At 61.9% G+C, this 22,343-nt stretch carries 21 protein-coding genes and 1 tRNA gene; 5 read left to right on the plus strand and 17 right to left on the minus strand.

Features of this window, described 5'->3' with window-relative positions:
* The first annotated feature begins 125 nt into the window (after nt 1-125).
* A complete protein-coding gene (locus tag NDI72_RS16260) occupies nt 126-1,289 on the plus strand; it encodes an SH3 domain-containing protein (RefSeq protein WP_283800984.1) in 1,164 nt (387 codons plus the stop codon).
* A 27-nt stretch (nt 1,290-1,316) separates the two neighbouring features.
* On the opposite strand, the gene NDI72_RS16265 is transcribed toward NDI72_RS16260, so the two are convergent.
* Both NDI72_RS16265 and NDI72_RS16270 read right to left on the minus strand, forming a co-directional pair.
* Nucleotides 1,317-1,712, minus strand: a complete 396-nt coding sequence (locus NDI72_RS16265) for a hypothetical protein (RefSeq protein ID WP_283800986.1) — start codon at nt 1,710-1,712, stop codon at nt 1,317-1,319.
* Between the two features lie 222 nt (nt 1,713-1,934).
* A tRNA-Ser gene (locus NDI72_RS16270) sits at nt 1,935-2,024 on the minus strand.
* Nucleotides 2,025-2,254: 230 nt separating this feature from the next.
* On the opposite strand from NDI72_RS16270, the gene NDI72_RS16275 reads away from it, so the two are divergent.
* On the plus strand, nt 2,255-3,310 hold the full coding sequence (locus NDI72_RS16275; RefSeq protein WP_283800987.1) for a dipeptidase: 1,056 nt from the start codon (nt 2,255-2,257) through the stop codon (nt 3,308-3,310).
* A gap of 34 nt (nt 3,311-3,344) precedes the next feature.
* Nucleotides 3,345-4,166 carry a nucleoside triphosphate pyrophosphohydrolase gene (mazG, locus tag NDI72_RS16280; protein WP_283800988.1) on the plus strand — a complete coding sequence of 274 codons (822 nt, stop codon included), beginning with the start codon at nt 3,345-3,347 and terminating at the stop codon, nt 4,164-4,166.
* Nucleotides 4,167-4,184: 18 nt separating this feature from the next.
* Here the strand turns inward: mazG and hflX are convergent, their stop codons facing one another.
* The 9 genes from hflX to dusB form a co-directional block, all read right to left on the minus strand.
* The gene (hflX, locus tag NDI72_RS16285) at nt 4,185-5,549 is read right to left on the minus strand and encodes a GTPase HflX (protein WP_502888419.1); all 1,365 of its coding nucleotides are present in this window, start codon (nt 5,547-5,549) and stop codon (nt 4,185-4,187) included.
* Nucleotides 5,550-5,798 (minus strand): RNA chaperone Hfq, encoded by a 249-nt coding sequence (gene hfq / locus NDI72_RS16290; RefSeq protein WP_113155182.1) that lies wholly within the window; start codon nt 5,796-5,798, stop codon nt 5,550-5,552. It abuts the gene before it with no gap.
* 151 nt (nt 5,799-5,949) lie between these two features.
* Nucleotides 5,950-6,816 (minus strand): D-amino-acid transaminase, encoded by an 867-nt coding sequence (locus tag NDI72_RS16295; RefSeq protein ID WP_206545322.1) that lies wholly within the window; start codon nt 6,814-6,816, stop codon nt 5,950-5,952.
* Nucleotides 6,817-6,915: 99 nt separating this feature from the next.
* Nucleotides 6,916-8,292 (minus strand): Trk system potassium transporter TrkA, encoded by a 1,377-nt coding sequence (gene trkA, locus NDI72_RS16300; RefSeq protein ID WP_206545323.1) that lies wholly within the window; start codon nt 8,290-8,292, stop codon nt 6,916-6,918.
* A gap of 111 nt (nt 8,293-8,403) precedes the next feature.
* A complete protein-coding gene (gene ntrX / locus NDI72_RS16305; RefSeq protein WP_113155180.1) occupies nt 8,404-9,765 on the minus strand; it encodes a nitrogen assimilation response regulator NtrX in 1,362 nt (453 codons plus the stop codon).
* Between the two features lie 3 nt (nt 9,766-9,768).
* Complete coding sequence (locus tag NDI72_RS16310) at nt 9,769-12,021, minus strand: sensor histidine kinase NtrY-like (RefSeq protein ID WP_283800989.1); 2,253 nt, start codon at nt 12,019-12,021, stop codon at nt 9,769-9,771.
* Between the two features lie 168 nt (nt 12,022-12,189).
* Nucleotides 12,190-13,638: a nitrogen regulation protein NR(I) gene (gene ntrC, locus NDI72_RS16315; RefSeq protein ID WP_206545324.1), complete on the minus strand. Its 1,449-nt coding sequence runs from the start codon at nt 13,636-13,638 to the stop codon at nt 12,190-12,192.
* Nucleotides 13,635-14,795 carry a two-component system sensor histidine kinase NtrB gene (locus NDI72_RS16320; protein WP_113155177.1) on the minus strand — a complete coding sequence of 387 codons (1,161 nt, stop codon included), beginning with the start codon at nt 14,793-14,795 and terminating at the stop codon, nt 13,635-13,637. The genes ntrC and NDI72_RS16320 overlap by 4 nt, the downstream gene beginning before the upstream one ends.
* Nucleotides 14,792-15,706 carry a tRNA dihydrouridine synthase DusB gene (gene dusB / locus NDI72_RS16325; RefSeq protein WP_502888420.1) on the minus strand — a complete coding sequence of 305 codons (915 nt, stop codon included), beginning with the start codon at nt 15,704-15,706 and terminating at the stop codon, nt 14,792-14,794. Before dusB ends, NDI72_RS16320 begins: the two co-directional genes overlap by 4 nt.
* Before the next feature lie 230 nt (nt 15,707-15,936).
* Here dusB and NDI72_RS16330 point away from each other — a divergent pair, with 230 nt between their 5' ends.
* Nucleotides 15,937-17,166: a bifunctional 2-C-methyl-D-erythritol 4-phosphate cytidylyltransferase/2-C-methyl-D-erythritol 2,4-cyclodiphosphate synthase gene (locus tag NDI72_RS16330; protein ID WP_283800999.1), complete on the plus strand. Its 1,230-nt coding sequence runs from the start codon at nt 15,937-15,939 to the stop codon at nt 17,164-17,166.
* A complete protein-coding gene (locus NDI72_RS16335; RefSeq protein WP_283801000.1) occupies nt 17,163-17,654 on the plus strand; it encodes a CinA family protein in 492 nt (163 codons plus the stop codon). Before NDI72_RS16330 ends, NDI72_RS16335 begins: the two co-directional genes overlap by 4 nt.
* Nucleotides 17,655-17,656: 2 nt before the next feature.
* Here NDI72_RS16335 and NDI72_RS16340 read toward each other — a convergent pair whose 3' ends face one another.
* The 6 genes from NDI72_RS16340 to NDI72_RS16365 all read right to left on the minus strand — a co-directional run bounded on the left by NDI72_RS16340 (nt 17,657) and on the right by NDI72_RS16365 (nt 22,258).
* Nucleotides 17,657-18,112, minus strand: a complete 456-nt coding sequence (locus NDI72_RS16340) for a type II toxin-antitoxin system RatA family toxin (RefSeq protein ID WP_113155173.1) — start codon at nt 18,110-18,112, stop codon at nt 17,657-17,659.
* Nucleotides 18,112-19,089 (minus strand): lipoyl synthase, encoded by a 978-nt coding sequence (lipA, locus tag NDI72_RS16345; RefSeq protein ID WP_113155172.1) that lies wholly within the window; start codon nt 19,087-19,089, stop codon nt 18,112-18,114. Before lipA ends, NDI72_RS16340 begins: the two co-directional genes overlap by 1 nt.
* Before the next feature lie 7 nt (nt 19,090-19,096).
* Nucleotides 19,097-19,396 (minus strand): GlsB/YeaQ/YmgE family stress response membrane protein, encoded by a 300-nt coding sequence (locus tag NDI72_RS16350; protein ID WP_283801002.1) that lies wholly within the window; start codon nt 19,394-19,396, stop codon nt 19,097-19,099.
* Between the two features lie 139 nt (nt 19,397-19,535).
* On the minus strand, nt 19,536-20,981 hold the full coding sequence (lpdA, locus tag NDI72_RS16355) for a dihydrolipoyl dehydrogenase (protein ID WP_206995972.1): 1,446 nt from the start codon (nt 20,979-20,981) through the stop codon (nt 19,536-19,538).
* Nucleotides 20,982-21,049: 68 nt separating this feature from the next.
* Nucleotides 21,050-21,601, minus strand: a complete 552-nt coding sequence (locus NDI72_RS16360) for an HdeD family acid-resistance protein (protein WP_113155170.1) — start codon at nt 21,599-21,601, stop codon at nt 21,050-21,052.
* Between the two features lie 18 nt (nt 21,602-21,619).
* Complete coding sequence (locus NDI72_RS16365) at nt 21,620-22,258, minus strand: SGNH/GDSL hydrolase family protein (RefSeq protein WP_283801003.1); 639 nt, start codon at nt 22,256-22,258, stop codon at nt 21,620-21,622.
* Nucleotides 22,259-22,343 lie beyond the last annotated feature (85 nt).

A 22,343-nucleotide genomic window follows, 5' to 3' on the forward strand; every position in this document is an offset into this window, starting at 1 on the left:
GGAGCCGCAGATGCCCCCGCCTTGCTCCAGCACCAAACTGCTTACCCGACCGTTCAGCATGTTGCTCGGATACAATCGACAGGCCAACGACCTGCCGCTAATCTTGTCGGCGGGCGGGGTGTGTCATGACGTATAAATGGTATCTGCGTATTGTTTTTACAGCTGCATTGCTACTGAGCTTCAGCGTAGCTGCCCGCTGTGATCTGTCATATGAGCCGGGGCGAACGGAAGATGGTCTCAGCTATCTGGTTGTTCACGGTTCTTTCACCAAAGGCGATGATCTATCGGAGTTCACTGCCGCAGTTCGCGCAGCAAACCCGACCGTGGTGACGTTCAATTCCCCGGGTGGAAACGTCATAAAGGCCATTGAACTGGGCCGACTGATCCGTGCTTTCGAGCTCAACACACTCCAGTTTCGTGAACTCGAATGTGCCTCGGCCTGTGCTCTTGCATTTCTTGGGGGTGTGGTTCGCATTGCTCTGCCCGGATCGATCGGCGTGCATCGGGCTTCCTTTGCAGACGGTCACCAGATGTCGGCGGATGATGCAGTGTCCAGCGTTCAGGCGATGACGGCCGAAGTCATGAGCTACATGTACAGCATGGGTGCTGATCCCGGTCTTTTGCAGCTTTCACTGCGCTACGACGCCAGTGACATGCGCTACCTTTCAGGCAGCGAGATGCAGCAGTTCAAGGTCGTCACCCACGCAGGAGACATCCCCACAGAGAGCCCCTCACCTCAATACACCCCGCCGACCGCACCCAGCCCGGAAGTTGCCAGATCACCGAGCGCCCCGGCAGGACCTGCAGATTTGCTAACTATTCCCACAGCAAGGACGGGGCTTGTTCGCCATCCAAAGGGTGAAGTGCCCTTGAAATCAAATGCGGACGGAAAAGCGCCGAATCTGGCGACATTGCACAATGGCACTGCGCTGCAGATTCTCGGCAATGTGGAGCGATGGTATCGTGTCAGGGTGCGAGGTTACTCGGGATACCTTCACCACACATGGGTTTATGTGGACCAGTTCGAGAGCGGCCCTTTCGGGCACCGCCACATTCAGGTGAAAAGTTTCGCTGATATGGAGACCGCGAACGCCTATGTCCGCTCATCTTCCATTCCCGTCTCCGCCTATCTGGCGACAAATGGCTGGTTTGCCATAACTCTGCGTGACACCTTCGAACCGGATGTTGCGAGAACTCTGGTCAAGGAAATGAAAGCACGAGGCGCCATTCCCGACGATAGCTTCATGACTTTTGGCAACACTTATGTACGGAAAGTCTGTTGTTGGTGAGACAGAGAGTTGGGCCGTGCACCTCCCTTAGCGCTCTCTGTATGCGCAATAGACGGATTGATGCCACGCGATCACAGAAGCCGGGACGGATATGAGGCCATACTGCCAGGATATATCGCTGAAACTGCCTTCAAAGAGATACATCTCCAGCCTGATTGCGATGGCCTGAATGACAATCAGAAACAGCAGCAGCGACGAGACTGGTTTCAGCTTGAGCGCAGCAACAACGGCGAGCAGAACCGCCCCGCCCACCAGCGCAACAACCAGCGCCACAACGAAAGTGACGGCAGCGATATAGGCGAGTTCCAGACCAATCGAACGGGCCGCTATTCCCACGAGAACCGCATGGGCCAGCGCCGCGAAGATGGATGTCGCAATGGCCGCAGGAAAGAGGCGGCGAAATAGGGGCTGCGTTTCGCGCATGTGATTCAGATTTCCCGCACTCTTCCCCTGTTTCGCGAAACCTCGTTTCGACAGGCGGTCGCTTCTTCACCCTTCGGCAAGCATTGCCACGCGCAGAACCGCAAGTCGATGCTCCAGTTTATGCAGGGTATGAAACAGACATATACAGAGAAATCTGCAACCGTTCCGTACAATGCGGTGGCTCACGGCGGTCAACGGTATTTGGGAGAATGCAGGTAAGGTTGGCGGAGGGAGTGGGATTCGAACCCACGAGACGGTCACCCGCCTGCCGGTTTTCAAGACCGGTGCCTTCAACCGCTCGGCCATCCCTCCGGAACTTTCCGGGCGCTTGTACAGTCCGGCCCCGTCGCGCGTCAACTTATTCCGCACGCTGCGAACCGGTTTCTCGCCAGGCTCGACCGTTTGCCCCGCCGCACCCATAGCTGCATGCCTCGCGCATTTCGGCCATGCGCTTTCGCGGGATTTGCGTCCTGCTGCGCGCTTGCCTAGAAAGGACGCGTGCAGACCAGTCGGGTCGGCCGGATCAAGAAGCGAAGTCATTCATGCCATCAGATATCATTCCCGTTTTCGACGGTCACAACGATGCGCTCCTGCGCCTCTATGAGAGTGGCCAGTCCAATGCCGAGCAGTCCTTTCTGGACGGAACGACCGAAGGCCATATCGACCTGCCGCGCGCCCGCAAGGGCGGACTTGCCGGCGGTCTCTTCGCCATCTTCCCGCCGCCGATTGCCGAGCGCGGACCGAACGGAAAGCGTATCCGTCCGGAAGACGGCGCGTTTCCGCAGCTCTCGCAGGCCGACGCGCTGAGCTCGACGCTCGCCATGGCCGCCATTCTGATGCGGCTTGAACGCGCCGCGCAGGGACGCTTTGCCGTGTGCCGCTCCTCCGGCGATATTCGCAGCGCCATGGCTGTCGGTGCGCTCGCGGCGGTGTTTCACATCGAGGGTGCGGAGGCGATCGGCCCCGATCTCGACCTCATCGATGTTCTTTATGGCGCAGGCCTGCGCTCCATCGGCCCGGTGTGGAGCCGGTCCAACATTTTCGGTCACGGCGTGCCGTTCCGCTTCCCCTCCTCGCCCGACATTGGCGACGGGCTCACCGATGCCGGCAAGGCTCTGGTGCGCAAGTGCAATGCGCTCAAGATCATGGTCGACCTGTCGCACCTGAATGAGAAGGGGTTCCGCGATGTGCAGGCCATCAGCGATGCGCCGCTGGTTGCAAGCCATTCCAATGTCCACGCCATCAGCGAGCAGTCGCGCAATCTCACCGCCTGGCAGCTTGACGCCATTCGCGAGACGGGCGGTCTGGTCGGCCTCAATTTCGCGGCCGGTTTCCTGCGCCCCGACGGCCAGTCCAACGCGGACACCGATCTCGAAGTGATGCTGCGCCATCTGGATGCGCTGCTTGAGGCGCTTGGCGAGGATGGCGTGGCGTTCGGCTCCGATTTCGACGGCGCGCTGATGCCGCAGGCGATTGGCGACGCAGCCGGCCTTCCAAATCTGCTGAACGCAATGGAAGCCCATGGCTATGGGCGCGAACTGGTCGAAAAGATCGCCTGGCGCAACTGGCTCGGCCTTCTCGAGCGCACCATTGGCTGATTCAGGCGTGACAGAGCAGAAAGGAACAGGCCGGATGCAACCGTCCAAGGACATCGCCAGACTGCTTGAAATCATGCGCGCCCTGCGCAATCCGGAAACGGGTTGCCCCTGGGATGTGGAGCAGGATTTCTCGACCATCGCGCCCTATACGATTGAAGAGGCCTATGAGGTCGCCGACGCGATCGAGCGCGGCGACATCGACGATCTGCGCGACGAGCTGGGCGACCTGCTTCTGCAGGTGGTTTTCCATGCCCGCATTGCCGAAGAGGATCAGCAATTCGATTTCGGTGACGTGGTGGAAGCGATCACGAAAAAGATGATTCGCCGCCATCCCCATGTGTTCGGCGACGCCGAGGCCCGCGGCCGCGGCATGGCCAAGGGCATGTGGGACGAGATCAAGGCGCAGGAAAAGGCCGAACGCCTTGCCCGCCGCCTGCAGAGCGGCGCCCCCGACGAGACAATCGCCTATCTGGACGAGGTGCCGCGCGCCCTGCCCGCGCTCATGCGCGCCCACAAGCTGCAGTCACGCGCTGCGCGCGTCGGGTTCGACTGGGGCGAAGCCGGGCCGGTTCTCGACAAGATCGAGGAAGAGATCGGCGAATTGCGCGAAGCGCTTGCCGAAGGCGACGACGCCCATGCGGCCGAGGAATATGGCGACCTTCTGTTCGCCGTAGTCAATCTGGGCCGCCATCTGGGGCATGACCCCGAGGCAGCCCTTGCCGGCACGAATGACAAATTCCGTCGGCGGTTCGACTTTGTGGAGCGTGAACTCAAAAAGGCCGGCCGTTCGCTCGACGAATCCGGCCTCGAAGAGATGGAAACGCTCTGGCAGCGGGCCAAGACCGAAGCGAAATAGGCGTGGCTGCCGGCAGCTTTACCTGCTGCCGGCAAGACGCTCCTGGATTTCAGCGCGCGCCGTCTGCGTCACGCGCACGGTCAACGTGATGCTGCCATCGTCATTGTCCGTACGCCCGGTCACATCGCCATTTCGATAGATCCAGTCGATCAGCGACATCTGATGCGGGGCGAGATCGACCGTCATCGGCGCGACAGCACCCGAGATATGCTCTTCGATCAGGTCGAGCAGTTCGGGAACGCCCTCACCCGTTATGGCGGAAATGGCGAGCGGCGCATCGCTTGCGCGCATGCCCTCAAGCAGCGCGCGGCGCTGTTCGGCGTCCAGGTTGTCGACCTTGTTCCACACTTCCAGAACCCGTGTGCGGTCCGAGGCGTCAACACCCAGATCGCCGAGGATTGCGGCCACATCGGTTGCCTGAGCCGTGGTGTCGGGGTCGGAAATGTCGCGCAGATGCACGACGAGATCGGCCTCGACCACTTCTTCGAGCGTTGCGCGGAACGCGGCGACGAGATGCGTCGGCAGGTCAGAGATGAAGCCCACCGTATCGGAAAGGATGATGATCGTGCCGTGCGGAAGTGTGACGCGCCGCAATGTCGGATCAAGCGTGGCGAAGAGCATGTCTTCCGCCATCACGCTCGCACCGGTCAGGCGGTTGAACAGGGTCGACTTTCCTGCATTGGTGTAACCGACAATGGCGACGATGGGGAACGGCACCTTGCGGCGCTTCGAGCGGTGCAGATCGCGCGTGCGGCGCACATGCTCCAGCTCTTTCTTGAGCCTTGTGATGCGCTCCTGAAGCTGACGTCTGTCGGCCTCGATCTGGGTTTCACCGGGACCGCCCATGAATCCGCCGCCGCCGCGCTGGCGTTCAAGGTGCGTCCAGCTGCGCACGAGGCGGCCGCGCTGATATTCCAGATGGGCGAGATCGACCTGAAGCCGCCCCTCCTTGGTGCGTGCGCGGCGTCCGAAAATTTCCAGAATAAGGCCGGTGCGGTCGAGCACCTTCGCCTTCAGCGCCTTTTCGAGATTGCGCTGCTGAACCGGCGTGAGCGGATGATCGATGATCACCACTTCCGCCTCCAGATCGTGGACGCGCTCGGCGATCTCGTCGAGCTTGCCCGTTCCGAGCAGTGTTGCGGGGCGCGGCGTGTTGACCGTGACGATATCGGCGGAAACGATATCGAGATCGATGGCCTCGGCCAGTCCGACCGCCTCTTCATGCCGTGCTTCAGGCGCACGCGCAGAAGCCGCGCTGCCTTCGGCAGAACGGCGTTCGTTGGTCAGAACCGGAGTGATGACAAGAGCGCGTGTGGCGAAAGGCTGCGTTGTCAGCCCTTCGTCTTCTCGCTTTCCGTCAGCGGAGTTTTCTGTGTCGTCCAATCAGGAATCCCGATTGTTTTCCTCGGCGTCATAAAGCTGCACGGGCTGGCTCGGCATAATCGTCGAAATCGCATGCTTGTAGACAAGCTGCGAATGGCCATCGCGGCGCAAGAGCACGCAGAAATTATCAAATGAAGTGACAATGCCTGTCAGCTTGACACCGTTGATGAGAAAGATCGTCAGAGGGTTCTTGCTCTTGCGAACGGTGTTCAGGAACAGGTCCTGTAGGTTTTGAGATCGTTCCGCCATTTTTTGGTCTTTCACCCATTCGCTGCACTTTATGCAGCCAGTAGCGCAAATATCACATGCCTCTGTCAAGAAACTCCGCGACAGAAGTTACATGAATAATTGATGCCAGTATTTTTCGGTCGTGCTGAGCCGCTACCACCATGCGCGCTGGTTAACAGCTAGGACTTTTTTCCGCAATCTCAAAAAATGCCTCGCGCAAAGAAGTTGCAACCGTGCCCGGATGACCATTCGCCACAGGCTTGCCGTCAATGTTCACGACCGGCATGACCACGCTCGTGGCGCTGGTCACGAACGCCTCGCGGGCATTCTGCGCTTCTTCCACGGAGAACGGGCGCTCTTCCACCTTGAGGCCGAGACTGTCGGCGACCTTCATGACGGTTGCCCGCGTGATGCCGCGCAGAATGCCGAAATCGGCAGGCCGCGTCACCAGAGAGCCGTCCGCCGTCACGATCCAGGCATTGGTGGAAGCGCCCTCCTTCACGGTTCCATCGGGATCGACGAACCAGGCTTCCTGTGCGCCCGAATCCACCGCCGTCTGGCGCGCAAGCACGTTGGGCAGAAGGCCGATGGTCTTGATGTCCACGCGTTCCCAGCGGTTGTCCGGTACGGTGATGACGGTCATGCCCTTCTCGGCCTTCCTGGCCGCAGCCACCGGGTCCATGCGCTTGGCGGTGACCACCAGTGCGGACCGCACCGGCGTGGTCGGGAACGCATGATCGCGCGGCGCAACGCCGCGCGTGACCTGGAGATAGACCATGCCGTTGTGGACATGATTGCGGCGGATGACCTCGCGCATGACGAACTCAAGCGCCTTGCGCTCGATCGGCCAGTCCATGCGAAGCTCGCGCAACGACCGGTCGAGCCGGTCGAGATGGCCCTCCATGTCGATGATGAAGCCCCGGGAAATCTCGCAGACCTCGTACACGCCATCGCCAAGCTGATAGCCGCGATCCTCCACATGAACCATGGCGTCGTTGTGATTCGCATAACGCCCGTTCACATAAGCAATGCGTGGCATGTCGAGTTCTCCATTCTGGGTGGATGCAACCGCCAGGCCCCGGGCGGCGCGAAAAGGCAGACAGTGTTTTGCCGCCGTGCGGCGGAATTTTCAAGCGACTCAGAAAAACTCCAGGCTGACGCGGAACATCTGTTCCACCTGGCGCACCGCGCTTTCCAGCGCAAAAATCACGACCCGGTCCTTCGGCTTGATCTTGAGCGAACCGCTCGGCTTGATGACCGCGCCGTCGCGATAGACCGCGCCAATGCGCATGCCATCGGGAAACTCCACTTCGCTGAGCGGCGGGCCGACCAGCGGCGAGGTTTCAAGCGCCTCGGCCTCGATGACTTCGGCAGCGCCCCGCTGAATGTTGTGGACAGCGCGGATGCGGCCGCGCCGAACATGCTGCAGCACCTTCGAGATGGTCACCGAGCGCGGGTTCACATGCGCGTCGATGCCCAGCGTCTTGGCGAAGTCGTGATAGGTCGGATTGTTGATCAGAACGAGATTGGAGCGGCAGCCAAGCCGCTTCGCGATCACGCTCGACAGGATGTTGACCTGATCGTCATTGGTCAGCGCCACCATCAGGTCGGCATGCTGGATGTCGGCTTCCAGAAGCAGTTTCTGGTCGAGCGCGCTGCCATGCAGCACCACGGTGCGGCGCAGCTTGTCGGCGAGCGCCACGGCGCGTTCGCGCGTGTTCTCGATCACCTTGACCTTGGTGCGGCTCTGCTTCTTTTCCATCGCGCGCGAGACATAGAGGCCGATATTGCCGCCACCGGCAATGACGATGCGGGTCGCTTCGCGCTCCTCATGGCCAAACAGGCCGAGCGTGCGGCGCACCTGATCCTTGGTGGTGACCACATAGGCAAGATCGCCGGCCATGAGCTGATCGCCGGAATGGGGAATGAAGAGCTTTCCCTCACGCGACACGCCAACCACGGTCGACGGCAGATCCGGAAACAGTTCGGTGAGCTGCGCCAGCGGCGTGTTGATGACCGGGCATTCCTCAAGACACTCGATGGCGACCATGGAGACCTTGTCATCGGCAAAGCTCACCACATCCGTCGCACCCGGCAACGCGATGCGGCGCATCACCATCTCGCCCACCTCGACTTCCGGCGAGATGATCACGTCGATCGGCAGATGGTCCCGCGAGAACAGGTCCATATAATGCGTCTGGAGATAGGACTGCGAGCGAATGCGCGCAATCTTGGTCGGCACGTTGAAGAGCGAATGCGCCACCTGACAGGCGACCATGTTCACTTCATCAAACAGCGTGACCGCAATGATCATGTCGGCTTCGCTGGCGCCGGCCGAGGCCAGAACGTCGGGATGCGCCCCATGGCCGACGAAACCACGCACATCAAGCGTGTCGCGAACCGCGCGGATCAGCTCCGGCGAGGTATCGATCACGGAAACATCGTTCTGCTCGGCGGCCAACCGCTCTGCGATACCGAAGCCAACCTGGCCTGCCCCGCAAATAATGACCTTCATCACGTATTCCCTGCATTCGAGCAGACCTCTTTCGGTCTGCAGGGTCACTGCTCTAGCGCTTTTCGGGGCGCATGAAAACCTCGTCCATCGCGATGGACGCGGCCTGGCGGATCAGACGCCGAGCGACTTCAGCTTGCGGTGCAGTGCAGAGCGCTCCATGCCGACGAATTCCGCCGTGCGCGAAATGTTGCCGCCGAAGCGGTTGATCTGCGCCAGCAGATACTCCTTTTCGAACATTTCGCGCGCCTCGCGCAGCGGCAGCGCCATGATGTGCTGGTCGGACTGCGTCGGCAGGCGCGGCATCACATCGCCGATTTCGGACGGCAGAAGATCGGCGGTGATCGGCGTGTCCGGGCCATCGCCACGCGTCAGGATCATCAGGCGTTCGATGTTGTTGCGCAGCTGGCGCACATTGCCCGGCCAGTTATGGGCCTGCAGAACCGCCATGGCGTCATTGCCGAGCGGACGCGGCTTGATGCCGGCCTGTTCGCCGATCTGCTGCATGAAGTGATCGACCAGAAGCGGAATGTCCTCGCGCCGTTCCGCAAGCGGCGGAACGCCAACCGGAACCACGGCCAGCCGGTGTAACAGATCCTCGCGGAACCGCCCTTCGGCGATCAGCGATTCGACGTTCTGCGCGGTGGAGGAAATGATCCGCACATCAACCTTCACGCGACGCGTTCCGCCAACCCGCTCAAACTGCTGGTCCACGAGCACACGCAGGATCTTGCTCTGCGTGCCAAGCGGCATGTCGGCCACTTCATCCAGATAGAGAACGCCGCCATGGGCCTCCTCCAGCGCGCCGACCTTGCGCTCGCCGCCATTGGATTCGGTGCCGAAAAGCTCGATTTCCATGCGCTCGGGCGTGATCGCAGCGGCGTTCAGCGTTACGAACGGTCCGCCATTGCGCGGCGAGGCCGCATGAATGGCGCGGGCGACGAGTTCCTTGCCGGAGCCGGAGGGTCCGGTCAGCATGATGCGGCTGTTGGAGGGCGCGACACGCTCGATGGTCTGGCGCAGATTGTTCAGCGCCGCCGATTCACCCACGAGATCGAAGGATGCGCCGCTGCGCTTCTTCAGGTCACTCATCTCGCGCTTCAGCTTGGAGATCTCCAGTGCGCGCTCGCAGATGAGGATCATGCGATCCGTCTTGAACGGCTTTTCGATGAAATCATAAGCGCCGCGCTTGATCGCCGAAACGGCCGTCTCAATAGTGCCGTGCCCGGAAATCATCACCACCGGAACGTGCGGATGCAGTTCCTTGATCTTGTCCAGAAGCGCAAGCCCGTCGAGCTTGGAGCCCTGAAGCCAGATGTCGAGCAGGATGAGGCGCGGCACGCGCTCGGCGATGGAGGCAAGCGCGCTGTCGCTGTCGAAAGCGGTGCGCGTTTCATGGCCCTCGTCACTGAGAATGCCAGCAACGAGTTCGCGGATGTCTTCCTCGTCGTCTACGATCAGAATATCGGAAGCCATTTTCTACCTTCTTGTCGTCTCAGCAGCGCTACCGGCGTCTCCGGCAGCAGGAAGTATGATGCGGATCATGGCGCCACCTCCGCCGTGGAAATCGTCTGGCGCGTCGTGGAGTTCCAGGCGACCGCCATGGTCCTCGATGATCTTTTTCACGATGGCGAGGCCAAGTCCCGTGCCCTTCTCGCGTGTGGTCATGTAGGGCTCGAGCAGCCGCTGCCTGTTCTCGCGCGGCAGGCCCTTGCCATTGTCGATCACCTCGATCTGGATGAACCGGCCATTCATGCGCGCCGCGATGCGGATTGCGCCCGGCTGGCCGTTCTGGCGCTCAGCCGCGTCGATGGCTTCGGCAGCGTTCTTGATGATGTTGCCGAATGCCTGCCCCAGGAGGCGCGCGTCGAAACGGCCCATCAGCGGCGTGTCGGAAATCTGCCGTTCAAAGGTGATCTCGTTGCGCGCCACCTCCACAAGGAAGGAAGCCTCGCGCAGCGGCTCGCGCAGATCGAGAAGCTGGATGTCCGGCTTTGGCATGCGTGCAAAGGCCGAGAACTCATCCACCATGCGCCCGATATCACCCACCTGGCGAATGATCGTGTCGGTGCACTGGTCGAAAATCTCGCGATCCTGCTCGATCACCTTGCCGAAGCGGCGGCGAATACGCTCGGCTGAAAGCTGGATCGGCGTCAGCGGGTTCTTGATTTCATGCGCAATGCGGCGGGCAACATCGGCCCACGCCATGGAGCGCTGCGCCTGCATCAGATCGGTGATGTCATCCACCGTGACCACATAGGAATGCTCGTCATCCTCGTTGACGCCCTCCTCCGTGGTGATCTGTATGTTGAAGGTGCGTTCCACGCCGCCACGGAAGAAGGTGGCCTGCTCGCGATAGACGGCGCGACCGGACTTGCGTCCCATCTCGAAGATGCGGCCCACATGGGGCAGCACCATGGAGAGGTTCTTGTTGACCGCGTCATCGGCTGAAATGTCGAGCATCGCCTCGGCGGAGCGATTGACCATGGCGACCGAACCATCGGCTTCCACGCCGATAACCCCGGCGCTGACGCCCGAAAGCACGGCCTCGGTGAACCGGCGGCGCTCGTCGATGACGTCCCTTGCGGTGATGAGCTCATCGCGCTGCGATTTCAGCTGCTGGGTCATCTGGTTGAACGTATCGCCCAGAAGCCCGACATCGCCATCGGAACTGCGCACCGGCACGGAGACGTCGAGATTGCCGGTCGAAACGGCGCCCGCCGCACTGATGAGCTGGCGGATCGGTCGCACAAGACGGTCGGCGACCGCGATGCCGGTCCAGATGGCCGCCAGCACGATGGCAAGCGTCACGACCAGATAGAGCAGCGCGAAGGCGATCTGCGTGTTGCCGCGATTGCCCTCGAGTGATCGGTACTCATCCGTATTCGTGCGCACGATCTGGCGCGCCTTCAGGACTTCGGGATCAAGCAATGCGCCTGTGTAGAGATAGGCGTCCGGAATCTCCTGCAGCTTGTAGACCGCTGTCACAAGATTCGTTCCGCCGATCTCGTTGAAAGCGATCTGCGAGCTGTTGGCGACCTCGATGGCGTTCTCGTTTGGACGCGGCAATGGAATGTCTTCCGGCATCTGCGCGCCGATGATCACCGAGCCGTCCTCGCGCACGAGTTCGGCAACGGCCAGACCGCGCAGCATCGCCTGACGGGTCAGGAAATCGCGGAAACCATAGCGGTCCAGATTGTAGAGCGTGCGCGCCTGATCGAGCCGCACCCCCATGCTCTCCGTCGTGCCCTGCAGGCTGCGGGCATTCTGCTGCACATAGGCATCGGCAATCGAAAGAGACGAGTAGACGATGACCTTGGTTCTGAGTTCGAACCATCGATCAAGGCCCAGATCCAGCGTCACCGATGCGACAACCGCCACCAGAATGGCAGGGATCGCCGCCACGAGCGAAAACATGGCGACGATGCGCACATGCAGACGGGAAGCTGCCCGCCGTCCCTTGCGGGATTTGTAGATACGCCAGCCTTCCATGAGGATCAGGCCGAAAAGGAGCAGAATGAAGCCAAGATTGATCGCGATCAGAAGGATCGTCGTGGTCGCATCAGGCGTGATCGGGGTAAGGCCAAGCAGAACGGTGAAGGAAATGCCTGCCGTCACGACAGCGCCGATCGCCGCCGTCATACCGATATAGAACGCAGCCGTTCGCCCGCGCCTCACGGGCGCAGCCGCAGCCAAAGGCTCCATCGGCGAACTCTCGGACAAGCTGACCATCACTCCCGCTTCCGTTTTCCAGCATAGCGTTTAGTTGTTGCACATATGCAACGACTGTAACCATCTGGCAACAGTTGCATTTCCTAACAATGCGGCATTGCTGGGGCAGACTGGGGATCGTGCCGGGAAGTCAGGGCTGGCCTGAAACGGTGTGCGGGCGGACTGGCTTCAGTTCGCGCCGCGATAGATGTTCACGCCATATTCGCGGATTTTCTTGCGTAAGGTGTTCCGGTTGACGCCGAGAAGGTCTGCGGCCTTCAACTGGTTGCCGCCCGTCGCGGTCAGCGCCGCAATCAGAAGCGGTTGCTCCACTTCAGCCAGCACCCGCTGGTAGAGCCCTGCCGGCGGCAGCTGGTCACCGAATGTTGCGAAATAGCGCTGCAAATGCTGCTCGACGGCCTGGGACAGCGTGGTTTCCTCCGGCAGCGGCTCCGACTGGTTGCCGCGCAAAGCGCCTGCCGCGCGCAGCTCCTGCTCAATCACTTCGGCCGAAATTTCGTCCTGTGGGTAGAGCGCGGCCAGCCTGCGCACGAGGTTTTCAAGCTCACGCACATTGCCGGGCCAGCGATAGCTCTTCAGCCGGTTGAGCCCGTCATTGCTGATTCGCTTGGCCTGCAGCCCCTCCTGCTCGGCGCGGGTGAAGAAGTGGCGCACCAGATCCGGGATGTCTTCCGCCCGTTCGCGCAGCGGCGGCAGCCGCAGCGGCACGACGTTCAGCCGATAGAAAAGGTCTTCCCGGAACAGGCCCTGATCGATCAGCGTGCGCGGATCCTTGTTGGTGGCGGCGACGATGCGCACATCGGTGCGGATCGGCGTGCGCCCGCCAACGGTCGTGTATTCGCCCTGCTGCAAGACGCGCAGGAGGCGCGTCTGCGCTTCCATCGGCATGTCGCCGATTTCGTCGAGAAACAGCGTGCCGCCTTCCGCCTGCTCGAACCGGCCGAAGGAGCGCGCCTGCGCACCCGTGAACGCACCCTTCTCATGACCGAAAAGCTCCGATTCGATCAGATCGCGTGGGATGGCGGCCATGTTGATGGCGACAAACGGCCCTTTGCGGCGACGACCATATTCGTGAAGCGCGCGGGCCACGAGTTCCTTGCCGGTGCCCGACTCGCCGCTGATCATCACCGTCAAATCGGTCTGCATCATGCGCGCAAGCAGCCGGTAGATTTCCTGCATCGCCGCCGATCGACCGATCAGCGGCAGCGTCTCGGGAGCATCCGCACCGGCAAGCTCCTTCTGGCTTGCCTTGGGCTCCGACAGCGCACGCCCGACAATGTTCACCAGTTCGGTCAGATCGAAGGGTTTGGGCAGATAGTCATAGGCCCCGACCTCGGAGGCGCGTATCGCGGTCATGAACGTGTTCTGCGCGCTCATGGCGATCACCGGCAGATCGGGCCGCACCTTCTTGATGCGGGGCAGAAGGTCGAACGCATTGCCATCGGGCATCACCACATCGGTGATGACCAGATCGCCCTCGCCGCCCGAAACCCAGCGCCAGAGCGTCTCTACATTGGACGTGACGCGCACATCGTGGCCGGCGCGCGACAGCGCCTGATTGAGCACGGTGCGGATGGCCGCGTCGTCATCGGCCACGAGAATGCTGGAACCGGTCATGACCTGCCCTCCATTTCAGTCTTCACAGGGTTTGGCCGGGGGGCCGGATGGCGCGCCTCGCGCCAGGCCGGCATCAGGATGCGGAACACGGTTCCACGCTGGCCGGAAGATTCGCATTCGATCACCCCGCCATGCGCGCCCACGATCTTGGCGACCAGCGCAAGCCCGAGGCCAGACCCGTTTTGCTTGGAGGTGACGAAGGGATCGAAGATGATCTGCCGCAGATCCTCGGGGATGCCCGGCCCGTTGTCGTAGACGCAAAACTCCAGCGGAAGCGCCACGCGATCCGGCGAGCCGGGAACCGAAAGCCGGATGCCCGGACGAAACGCCGTTGTCAGCCGGATCTCGCCATCATCCTGATCGGCAATGGCTTCGGCAGCGTTCTTGACCAGATTGAGAAAGACCTGGATCAGCTGGTCGCGATTGGCCCAGACCGGCGGCAGCGACGGATCGTAATCCTCCAAAATGCTGACTTTGCGCGCAAAACCGCTCTTGGCGACGGCTTTGACGTGATCGAGCACCAGATGAATGTTGATCGGATCGCGTTCCACCGGGCGTTCGTCGGAAAACACTTCCATACGGTCGACCAGCGCCACGATCCGGTCGGTCTCCTCGGTGATGAGGCGCGTCAGCGCCCGGTCTTCATCCGAAACGGCGTGTTCGAGCAATTGCGCCGCGCCGCGAATGCCCGAAAGCGGGTTCTTGATTTCATGCGCCAGCATGGCTGCCAGCCCGGTCACCGAACGCGCCGCGCCGCGATGCACCATCTGCCGGTCGATCTTGTCGGCCATGGAGCGCTCCTGCAGGAGAAGCGCAACGGCGCCGGGCACTTCCGAAACCGGGGCTGCGTGAATATCCACCAGCCGCTCCGGCCCAAGGCGCGGTGACGAGATGTCGACACGGTATTCGTTGATCGCCACGCGCTGCTCGCGCACCTGTTCGACAAGCGCGATCAGCGGGCTTCCGAAGGGAACGAAATCCGACAGGCGGCTTCGGGCAAGAATGGACGCGCCGGAGCGGAAGAAATCCTCGGCCTCCGCATTCACCTCGGCGATGAAGCCATCCCGGTCGATCATCACCACGGGGTGGCGCAACGTGTTCAAAAGCAGACTGGCCGGGCCGGTTTCCATACGTGCGCGTTCACCCCTGTCATTCATGCGGCCAGTTGATCCTCTTGTCTGCGAAACAGGTCGCGCAGGAGCCGGCTGACCTCTCTGTGATCGGTCCCCGTCATGATCGCCCTGCGCGTTTCGGGGGAAACCTCGGTGATGTGCCGGTCCATGTACCAGCCGAGATGCTTGCGGGCGTGCCGTGTGCCGTGATCCGCGCCATAAAGCGAGAGCATCGCCTCGTAATGGTCGATCACATAGTCGGCGAGGTTGTCCGGGCGGCGCTCTGCATTGGAGGCAACAGCGCCTGCGATCCATGGCGCGCCGTAATGCGCGCGCCCGACCATCACCGCGTCAGCGCCCGAAGCGGCAAGCATGCCTGCTGCATCTTCCGCCGATGTCACGTCGCCATTGGCCACCACCGGGATCGTGACGGCTTCCTTCACCGCCGAAATCGCCTTCCAGTCGGCCCTGCCCTTGTAGAACTGGCAGCGCGTGCGCCCGTGCACCGTCACCATGGCCACGCCCGCCTCCTCGGCGCGGCGCGCAATCTCCGGCGCGTTCAGCGCATTGTCGTCCCAGCCAAGGCGCATCTTCACCGTGACCGGCACCTGAACAGCACCCACGACAGCCGCGATCAGGCTCAGCGCATGATCGGGTTCGCGCATCAGCGCCGAACCGGAATAGCCGCCCGTCACCTTCTTGGCCGGGCAGCCCATATTGATGTCGATCACGTCTGCGCCGCGCTCTTCGGCGATGCGTGCGCCTTCCGCCATCCAGCGCGCCTCGCGTCCGGCAAGCTGCACCATGTGCACGTCCACATCCGGACGGCGCAGGCGGCGGGCCGATTCAGCCTTGCCGCGCGCAAGCTCGCCGCTTGCCACCATTTCAGAGACGACCAGCCCCGCGCCATGGTCATAGGCGCGTGCGCGGAACGCCAGGTCGGTAACCCCGGACATGGGCGCCAGAAACACGCGGTTGCGAATCGAAACCGATCCGACCGAGAGTGGCGTGGACAAAAACGCGGCTGATGAGATGCACAAATTTAAAGCACCCTCTGATTGTGCTTATTATTTAGCCAGTTTTTACTCGATCCCGCAACTGCGTTTTCGCATCTGCGCAATCGCCTGCAAATTCGGCTGGCCTTTCGCGGCATGTATTATTATGCGTCTGCGCTATGGACAAGCAGATGACACAATCCGATAGCCTGACGGCCCGCAGGACCGGTGAGGTCGCCGCCGTCATCGTCGCCGCAGGACGCGGCGAGCGCGCGGGGCAGTCCGTCGAAGGACCGAAGCAATATCGCCAGATCGGCGGCAAGCCGGTGCTGCGTCACACGCTGGAAACCTTCCTCACCGATCCGCGCATCGGGCGCGTGGTGGTGGCGATCCACCCGGACGACGAAGCGCTGTTCGCCGAGGCCACTGCCGGCCTGACCGATGATCGCGTCATCGCCATCCATGGCGGCCATTCCCGCCAGGCCTCCACCCGGCTGGCGCTGCTTGCGCTTTACGATCCGTCTCCGCAGACGGTTCTCATCCATGACGGCGTGCGCCCCTTCATCGACCGCGAGCTGATCGACCGGATCATTGCGGCGGTGGAAGATGGTCGCGGCGCGCTGCCATCCCTGCCCGTGGCCGACACGATCAAGCGCGCAGGCCCCGCCGGCAACATTGCCGAGACGGTGCCGCGCCACGACCTGCATGCCGCGCAGACGCCGCAGGGCTTTCCCTTCGCACTCATCGCGGCAGCCCATGAGCGCGCCCACAAGCTGGGGCGTGAGGATTTCACCGACGACGCCTCCATCGCCGAATGGGCGAAAATCCCGGTTCGGCTCGTTGCGGGCTCCGTTGACAACATCAAGCTCACCTGGGCGCGCGACATCGCGCTTGCAGACGAACGCCTGACCCGCCCGAGCGTCTTCCCCGATGTGCGCACCGGCAATGGCTATGACGTGCACACCTTTGCCGATGGCGATGCGGTCGTGCTTTGCGGCGTCGCCATTCCGCATCACAAGCGCCTCTCCGGCCATTCGGATGCCGATGTGGGCCTGCACGCACTGACCGACGCGCTTCTGGCCACCTGCGGCGCTGGCGATATCGGCACGCATTTTCCGCCCTCCGAACCGCAGTGGAAGGGCGCTGCCTCGCACATATTCCTCGAACACGCAGCCGCCATCGTGCGCGAGGCAGGCGGACGCATCGCCAATGTCGATGTCACGATTGTCTGCGAAGCGCCCAAAATCGGTCCGCATCGCGAGAGCATGACGGCAGCCCTTGCCGGCATGCTGAACATCGCGCCGCACCGCATTTCCATCAAGGCCACCACCAATGAGAAGATGGGGTTTGTCGGGCGCGAAGAAGGCATTGCGTCGATCGCCACGGCAAGCGTGATCTATCCCGGCGAGGTGCCGGCATGAGCGATTTCGAGACACGCGCCCGCGCTGTTCTTGCCGCCTGCAACGCACGCGGCATCATGCTCGCCACGGCCGAGTCCTGCACCGGCGGCATGATCGCAGCCGCCCTGACCGACATTGCCGGCTCCTCCTCGGTCGTCGACCGTGGCTTCGTCACCTATTCCAATGAAGCCAAGATGGAGATGCTCGGCGTTTCGCCAGAAACGCTGGCCGCCCATGGCGCTGTCTCGCAGGAAACTGCACTGGAAATGGCTCAGGGCGCGCTTGCCCACTCACGCGCCGGCGTGACGGTCGCCGTCACCGGCATTGCCGGCCCGGATGGCGGGTCAGACGAAAAACCGGTCGGCCTTGTCTGGTTCGGACTGGCGATGAAGGGCCGCGCGCCCGTGGCGCAGTCCCATGTCTTTGAAGACCGCGACCGCGCCGGCGTGCGCGCTGCAACCGTCGAGACCGCGCTCGACATGGTTCTCTCGGCCCTTCAGGAAGGCTGAATTCAGGCGCTCACGCCGTAGATCACATCCGCACGGCGCTCGAACGCCTCGGAGAACATGCGGAAGGCGCGGTCGAACATCGCGCCCATCACCGCGCCGAGCATCCGGCTCTTGAACTCATATTCGATGAAGAAATGAATTTCGCACGCGCCCTCGCCGGCCGGCTCGAAGCGCCATTCGTTCTTGAGGAAGCGAAACGGGCCGTCCACATAGCGCACATCGATTGCCGCATCGTCGGGTTTCAGCGTTACCTGGCTGGTGAATGTCTCCCGCAGCGCCTTGTAGCCGACGGTCATGTCGGCCACGAGCAGCGTCACGCCATCGCGTTCCTTGCGCGTGCGCACGCTGAGCGCTTCGCACATGGGCACGAATTCAGGATATTTCTCCACATCCGCGACGAGCGCGAACATGTCCTCGGCTGTGTGCGCCACGCGGCGCACGGTCTCGAATTTCGGCATCAGTTCGCAGCAGCACCAGCGCCTTCAAGACGCGCCTCGCGCGCCGCCCGCAGCTTTGCGAAGTCTTCGCCCGCATGGTGCGACGAGCGCGTGAGCGGGCTCGAGGAAACCATCAGGAAGCCCTTCGTGTAGGCCACGGTCTCGTAGGACTTGAATTCCTCCGGCGTGACGAACTTCTTCACCGGATGGTGCTTGCGCGTCGGCTGCAGATACTGGCCGATGGTCATGAAGTCGACATTGGCCGACCGCAGATCGTCCATGAGCTGCAGCACTTCGTTACGCTCTTCGCCAAGGCCGACCATGATGCCCGACTTGGTGAACATGCCGGGATCAAGTTCCTTGACCTGCTGGAGAAGACGCAGCGAGTGGAAATAGCGCGCGCCGGGGCGAACCTTGAGATAATTGCCCGGAACGGTTTCCAGATTGTGGTTGAAAACGTCGGGCTTTGCCGCGACGACGACTTCAAGAGCGCCGTCCTTGCGCAGGAAGTCGGGCGTCAGGATCTCGATTGTCGTTTCGGGCGAAGCCGCGCGGATTGCGCCGATCACATCGGCAAAGTGCTGCGCGCCGCCATCGGCCAGATCGTCACGGTCGACCGAGGTGATGACGACATGCTTCAGCCCCATCTCGCGAACGGCCTTGGCGACATTGTCAGGCTCGTTGATGTCCACGGGACCGGGAATGCCGGTTGCGACATTGCAGAACGCGCAGGCGCGCGTGCAGATCTCGCCGAGGATCATGAACGTGGCGTGCTTCTTGTCCCAGCATTCGCCGATATTCGGGCAGCCGGCCTCTTCACACACGGTCACGAGCTTGTTCGACTTCACGATCTCGCGGGTTTCCATATAGCCCTGCGAGGTCGGCGCCTTGACGCGAATCCATTTCGGCTTGCGCATCACGTCCTGATCGGGGCGGTGCGCCTTTTCGGGATGCCGCGGGCGCGGCTTGTCGGTGACGGTATCGAGAATGGTGACCATGTTTGTCCTATCGCGTGCGGCGCGGGGCCGAACGACCGAATATCCAGAGGATCAGGATCGCGCCAAGAATGGCGACCACCAGATTGCAAAAAAAACCATAGAACGAGATGCCGGCAATACCGGCAATCGTCCCGCCGACAAAAGCGCCGGCTATGCCGACCAGGATATTGATGAGAAAGCCATGCTCGCGGTTCATGGTCTTTTCAGCCACGTAACCGGCCAGAAAACCGATCACGAGCAGTCCGAAAAAGCCGACACCTGACATTCCCATACCAGGTAGTCCCATGAGGCCGTGGCTTTCGCCCATCATCCCGATCCTCGTTGCGTTCCCCCGCATATAGTCCACTTGTCGCGGGGGAAACAGGGGCTTTTCAGCCCTTTTGGAGCATTTAGCGGTCAGGCAGAGTCACCTGACCGCACAGAAGCGCCGATCTCAAGCCCCGATCTCAAGCGTTGAGCGTGCGCCCATAGGCGTCGAGAACGCTTTCTTTCATCATCTCCGACAGGGTCGGATGCGGGAAGACCGTGTGCATCAGCTCTTCCTCGGTCGTCTCCAGGTTCATGGCGACGACAAAGCCCTGAATGAGCTCGGTGACTTCCGCGCCGATCATGTGTGCGCCCAGAAGCTCGCCCGTCTTCTTGTCGAAGATGGTCTTGATGAAGCCCTGATCCTCGCCAAGCGCGATGGCCTTGCCATTGGCGGCGAACTGGAAGCGGCCAACGCGAATGTCGCGCCCGGCTTCCTTGGCCTTTGCTTCCGTCAGACCGACGGAGGCGACCTGCGGCTGGCAGTAGGTGCAGCCCGGGATCAGGCCCTTTTCAAGGCCGTGAACGCCCGGCACGCCGGCGATCTTCTCGATGCAGATCACGCCTTCATGCTCGGCCTTGTGCGCCAGCATGGGCGGGCCCGCCACGTCGCCGATGGCGTAGATGCCATCGACATTGGTGCGGCCATAGCCGTCCACGGCAACGCAGCCGCGATCGGTCTTCACGCCCAGCGCCTCGAGCCCGAGATTCTCAATATTGCCCTGCACGCCAACAGCCGAAATCAGCTTCTCGGCGGAGATCGTCTCGGTCTTTCCGTCCTTGGTCTCGATATGGGCGGTGACGCCGTCCTTGCCCTTCTCGACCTTGGAAACCTTTGCGCCAAGCTTGAACTTGATGCCCTGCTTCTCGAACTGACGCTGTGCGAATTTGGAAACTTCGGCATCCTCGACCGGCAGGATCTGCGGCATCAGCTCGACCACCGTCACCTCCGCCCCCATGGTGCGGTAGAAGGAGGCGAACTCCATGCCGATTGCGCCGGAGCCCATGACGACGAGCGACTTCGGCATCGTCTTGGGAACCATTGCCTCGAAATAGGTCCAGATCCGGTCACCATCAGGCTCGATGCCCGGCAGAACGCGCGGACGCGCACCGGTGGCGACGATGATGTGCTTTGCCTTGTAGGTTCCGGGGCCCTTGGTGTTCTTCGGCGCGGGCGGCTGCGGCTGCATCGCCTTCTTCGCCGTTTCCGACACCACGACTTCGCCAGGCCTGGAAAGCTTGGCCTCGCCCCAGATCACGTCGATCTTGTTCTTCTTCATCAGGAACCCGACACCGCCATTGAGGCGCTGCGAGACCTTGCGCGAGCGGTCGACGACGGCGTCCACATCGGCCGTCACCTTGCCCTCAATGGAGAGACCGTAGTCCTTGCCGTTTTCGGCATAATGCTTGATCTCGGCGGAGCGGAGCAGCGCCTTGGTCGGAATGCAGCCCCAGTTGAGGCAGATGCCGCCCAGATGTTCGCGCTCGACGATTGCCGTTTTCAAGCCAAGCTGTGCAGCGCGGACCGCGGTCACATAGCCGCCCGGTCCCGAACCGATGATGATAACGTCGTAGTTTTCAGCCACAGCTGGTCTCTCCTTGTAGTCGTATCGTTATTCCAGGGCGCGGGGCAGACCCGCGCCCTGAAAGAAAATCAGGCCCGCTGCGCCCCGCGCAGGCCGAAGGCGATGAGCAGGAGGAAGATGCCGTTCGACAACAGCTCAACCGCCAGCAGAATGCCCAGAATGGTTGCGGCCGCCCACGGCATGTCCGCCAGGATCATCACGCCGAGAACCAGCGAGACGAGGCCCGAGAACAGAACCCAGCCCCAGCCCGAAAGCGGGCGGAATGCAAAGGCGTACATAATCTTCACCACACCGAGCACGAGGAAGATGATCGCCACCAGAACCGTGAGCGAAACAATGCCCGCCGCCGGTTTCATGATGATGGAAACGCCCACTGCGAGCATCAGAACGCCCATGAGCAGCGCCCAGAGGAACCCGCCCCAGCCACGCACGCTGAACGCCTGCACGATCTGCAGCACGCCAAACAGGACGAAGGTCCATGCGGCCAGCATTGCAGCGGTCATCGTGGCCGCGAATGGATTGGCGAATGCCAGAATGCCGCCAATGAGTGAAATGGCGCCGAGCAGGGCAAGCCAGCCCCAGGAAGCGTGTACGCTTCTATTTCCTGCCGTATCGGCCATATGTCTATCCTTCCGCCTTTAAAACCCAAGCATTTCAGTAACGACCGGCGCGACTCCCGCACCGATCGACCTCGTGTTGTCGGCGTCCAGATGAACGCCGTCAAGCGGACTTGTGCGCGCCACACGGCCGGCGTCGAAGAAGCCGACACCCGTGTCCCGTGCGAGCGCTTCATATAAACCGGCGAGCTTTGCCGATTCGGAGCGCGCGTTATCGAACAGTACTGAAAAATCGGGATCATCCGTCGCGCAGGCCTGCGGCGGTGCCATGACGAGCACTTTCGGAGCCGGATCGCCCATCGGGTAGTCATGGCGGCGCACGATGTCGACCAGACGCTGCATGCCCTGTTTCGCACCAAAGGCGCGGCCACAGATGAACGGCTTCATGTCGTTCGTGCCAAGCATGATGATGACGAGATCAAGCGGTGCATGGCTCGTCAGAAGTGTCGGCAGAACCCGCGAACCATTGCGGTCAGCGCCGGCGGCGTAGTCGTCAAACACCGTGGTGCGGCCATTGAGCCCTTCGGCGATCACCCGGGCGCGGTCGCCCAGAGCGGCCTGAAGCGTGCTTGGCCAGCGGTCTTCAAAGGAATGGCGTCCGGGGCCGGCAGGATCGTACCCCCATGTCAGCGAATCGCCGTAGCACAGGATGGTCTTCATGTTCCGCCCCCGGACAAGATGTTCATTTGCGGCCTATACCAGCATCGCCATCGGGTTTTCGATGACCTGCTTGAAGGCGGCGAGG

Origin of the sequence: Nitratireductor sp. GZWM139, assembly GCF_030068685.1 — a bacterium.
GTDB lineage: Bacteria > Pseudomonadota > Alphaproteobacteria > Rhizobiales > Rhizobiaceae > Nitratireductor > Nitratireductor aquimarinus.

Coding starts and splice junctions, on each gene's coding strand:
- NDI72_RS16260 (WP_283800984.1), top strand. CDS start 126: ATGACGTATAAATGGTATCTGCGTATTGTTTTTACAGCTGCATTGCTA.
- NDI72_RS16265 (WP_283800986.1), bottom strand. CDS start 1,712: ATGCGCGAAACGCAGCCCCTATTTCGCCGCCTCTTTCCTGCGGCCATT.
- NDI72_RS16275 (WP_283800987.1), top strand. CDS start 2,255: ATGCCATCAGATATCATTCCCGTTTTCGACGGTCACAACGATGCGCTC.
- mazG (WP_283800988.1), top strand. CDS start 3,345: ATGCAACCGTCCAAGGACATCGCCAGACTGCTTGAAATCATGCGCGCC.
- hfq (WP_113155182.1), bottom strand. CDS start 5,798: ATGGCGGAACGATCTCAAAACCTACAGGACCTGTTCCTGAACACCGTT.
- NDI72_RS16295 (WP_206545322.1), bottom strand. CDS start 6,816: ATGCCACGCATTGCTTATGTGAACGGGCGTTATGCGAATCACAACGAC.
- trkA (WP_206545323.1), bottom strand. CDS start 8,292: ATGAAGGTCATTATTTGCGGGGCAGGCCAGGTTGGCTTCGGTATCGCA.
- ntrX (WP_113155180.1), bottom strand. CDS start 9,765: ATGGCTTCCGATATTCTGATCGTAGACGACGAGGAAGACATCCGCGAA.
- NDI72_RS16310 (WP_283800989.1), bottom strand. CDS start 12,021: ATGGTCAGCTTGTCCGAGAGTTCGCCGATGGAGCCTTTGGCTGCGGCT.
- ntrC (WP_206545324.1), bottom strand. CDS start 13,638: ATGACCGGTTCCAGCATTCTCGTGGCCGATGACGACGCGGCCATCCGC.
- NDI72_RS16320 (WP_113155177.1), bottom strand. CDS start 14,795: ATGAATGACAGGGGTGAACGCGCACGTATGGAAACCGGCCCGGCCAGT.
- dusB (WP_502888420.1), bottom strand. CDS start 15,706: ATGTCCGGGGTTACCGACCTGGCGTTCCGCGCACGCGCCTATGACCAT.
- NDI72_RS16330 (WP_283800999.1), top strand. CDS start 15,937: ATGACACAATCCGATAGCCTGACGGCCCGCAGGACCGGTGAGGTCGCC.
- NDI72_RS16335 (WP_283801000.1), top strand. CDS start 17,163: ATGAGCGATTTCGAGACACGCGCCCGCGCTGTTCTTGCCGCCTGCAAC.
- NDI72_RS16340 (WP_113155173.1), bottom strand. CDS start 18,112: ATGCCGAAATTCGAGACCGTGCGCCGCGTGGCGCACACAGCCGAGGAC.
- lipA (WP_113155172.1), bottom strand. CDS start 19,089: ATGGTCACCATTCTCGATACCGTCACCGACAAGCCGCGCCCGCGGCAT.
- NDI72_RS16350 (WP_283801002.1), bottom strand. CDS start 19,396: ATGGGCGAAAGCCACGGCCTCATGGGACTACCTGGTATGGGAATGTCA.
- NDI72_RS16360 (WP_113155170.1), bottom strand. CDS start 21,601: ATGGCCGATACGGCAGGAAATAGAAGCGTACACGCTTCCTGGGGCTGG.
- NDI72_RS16365 (WP_283801003.1), bottom strand. CDS start 22,258: ATGAAGACCATCCTGTGCTACGGCGATTCGCTGACATGGGGGTACGAT.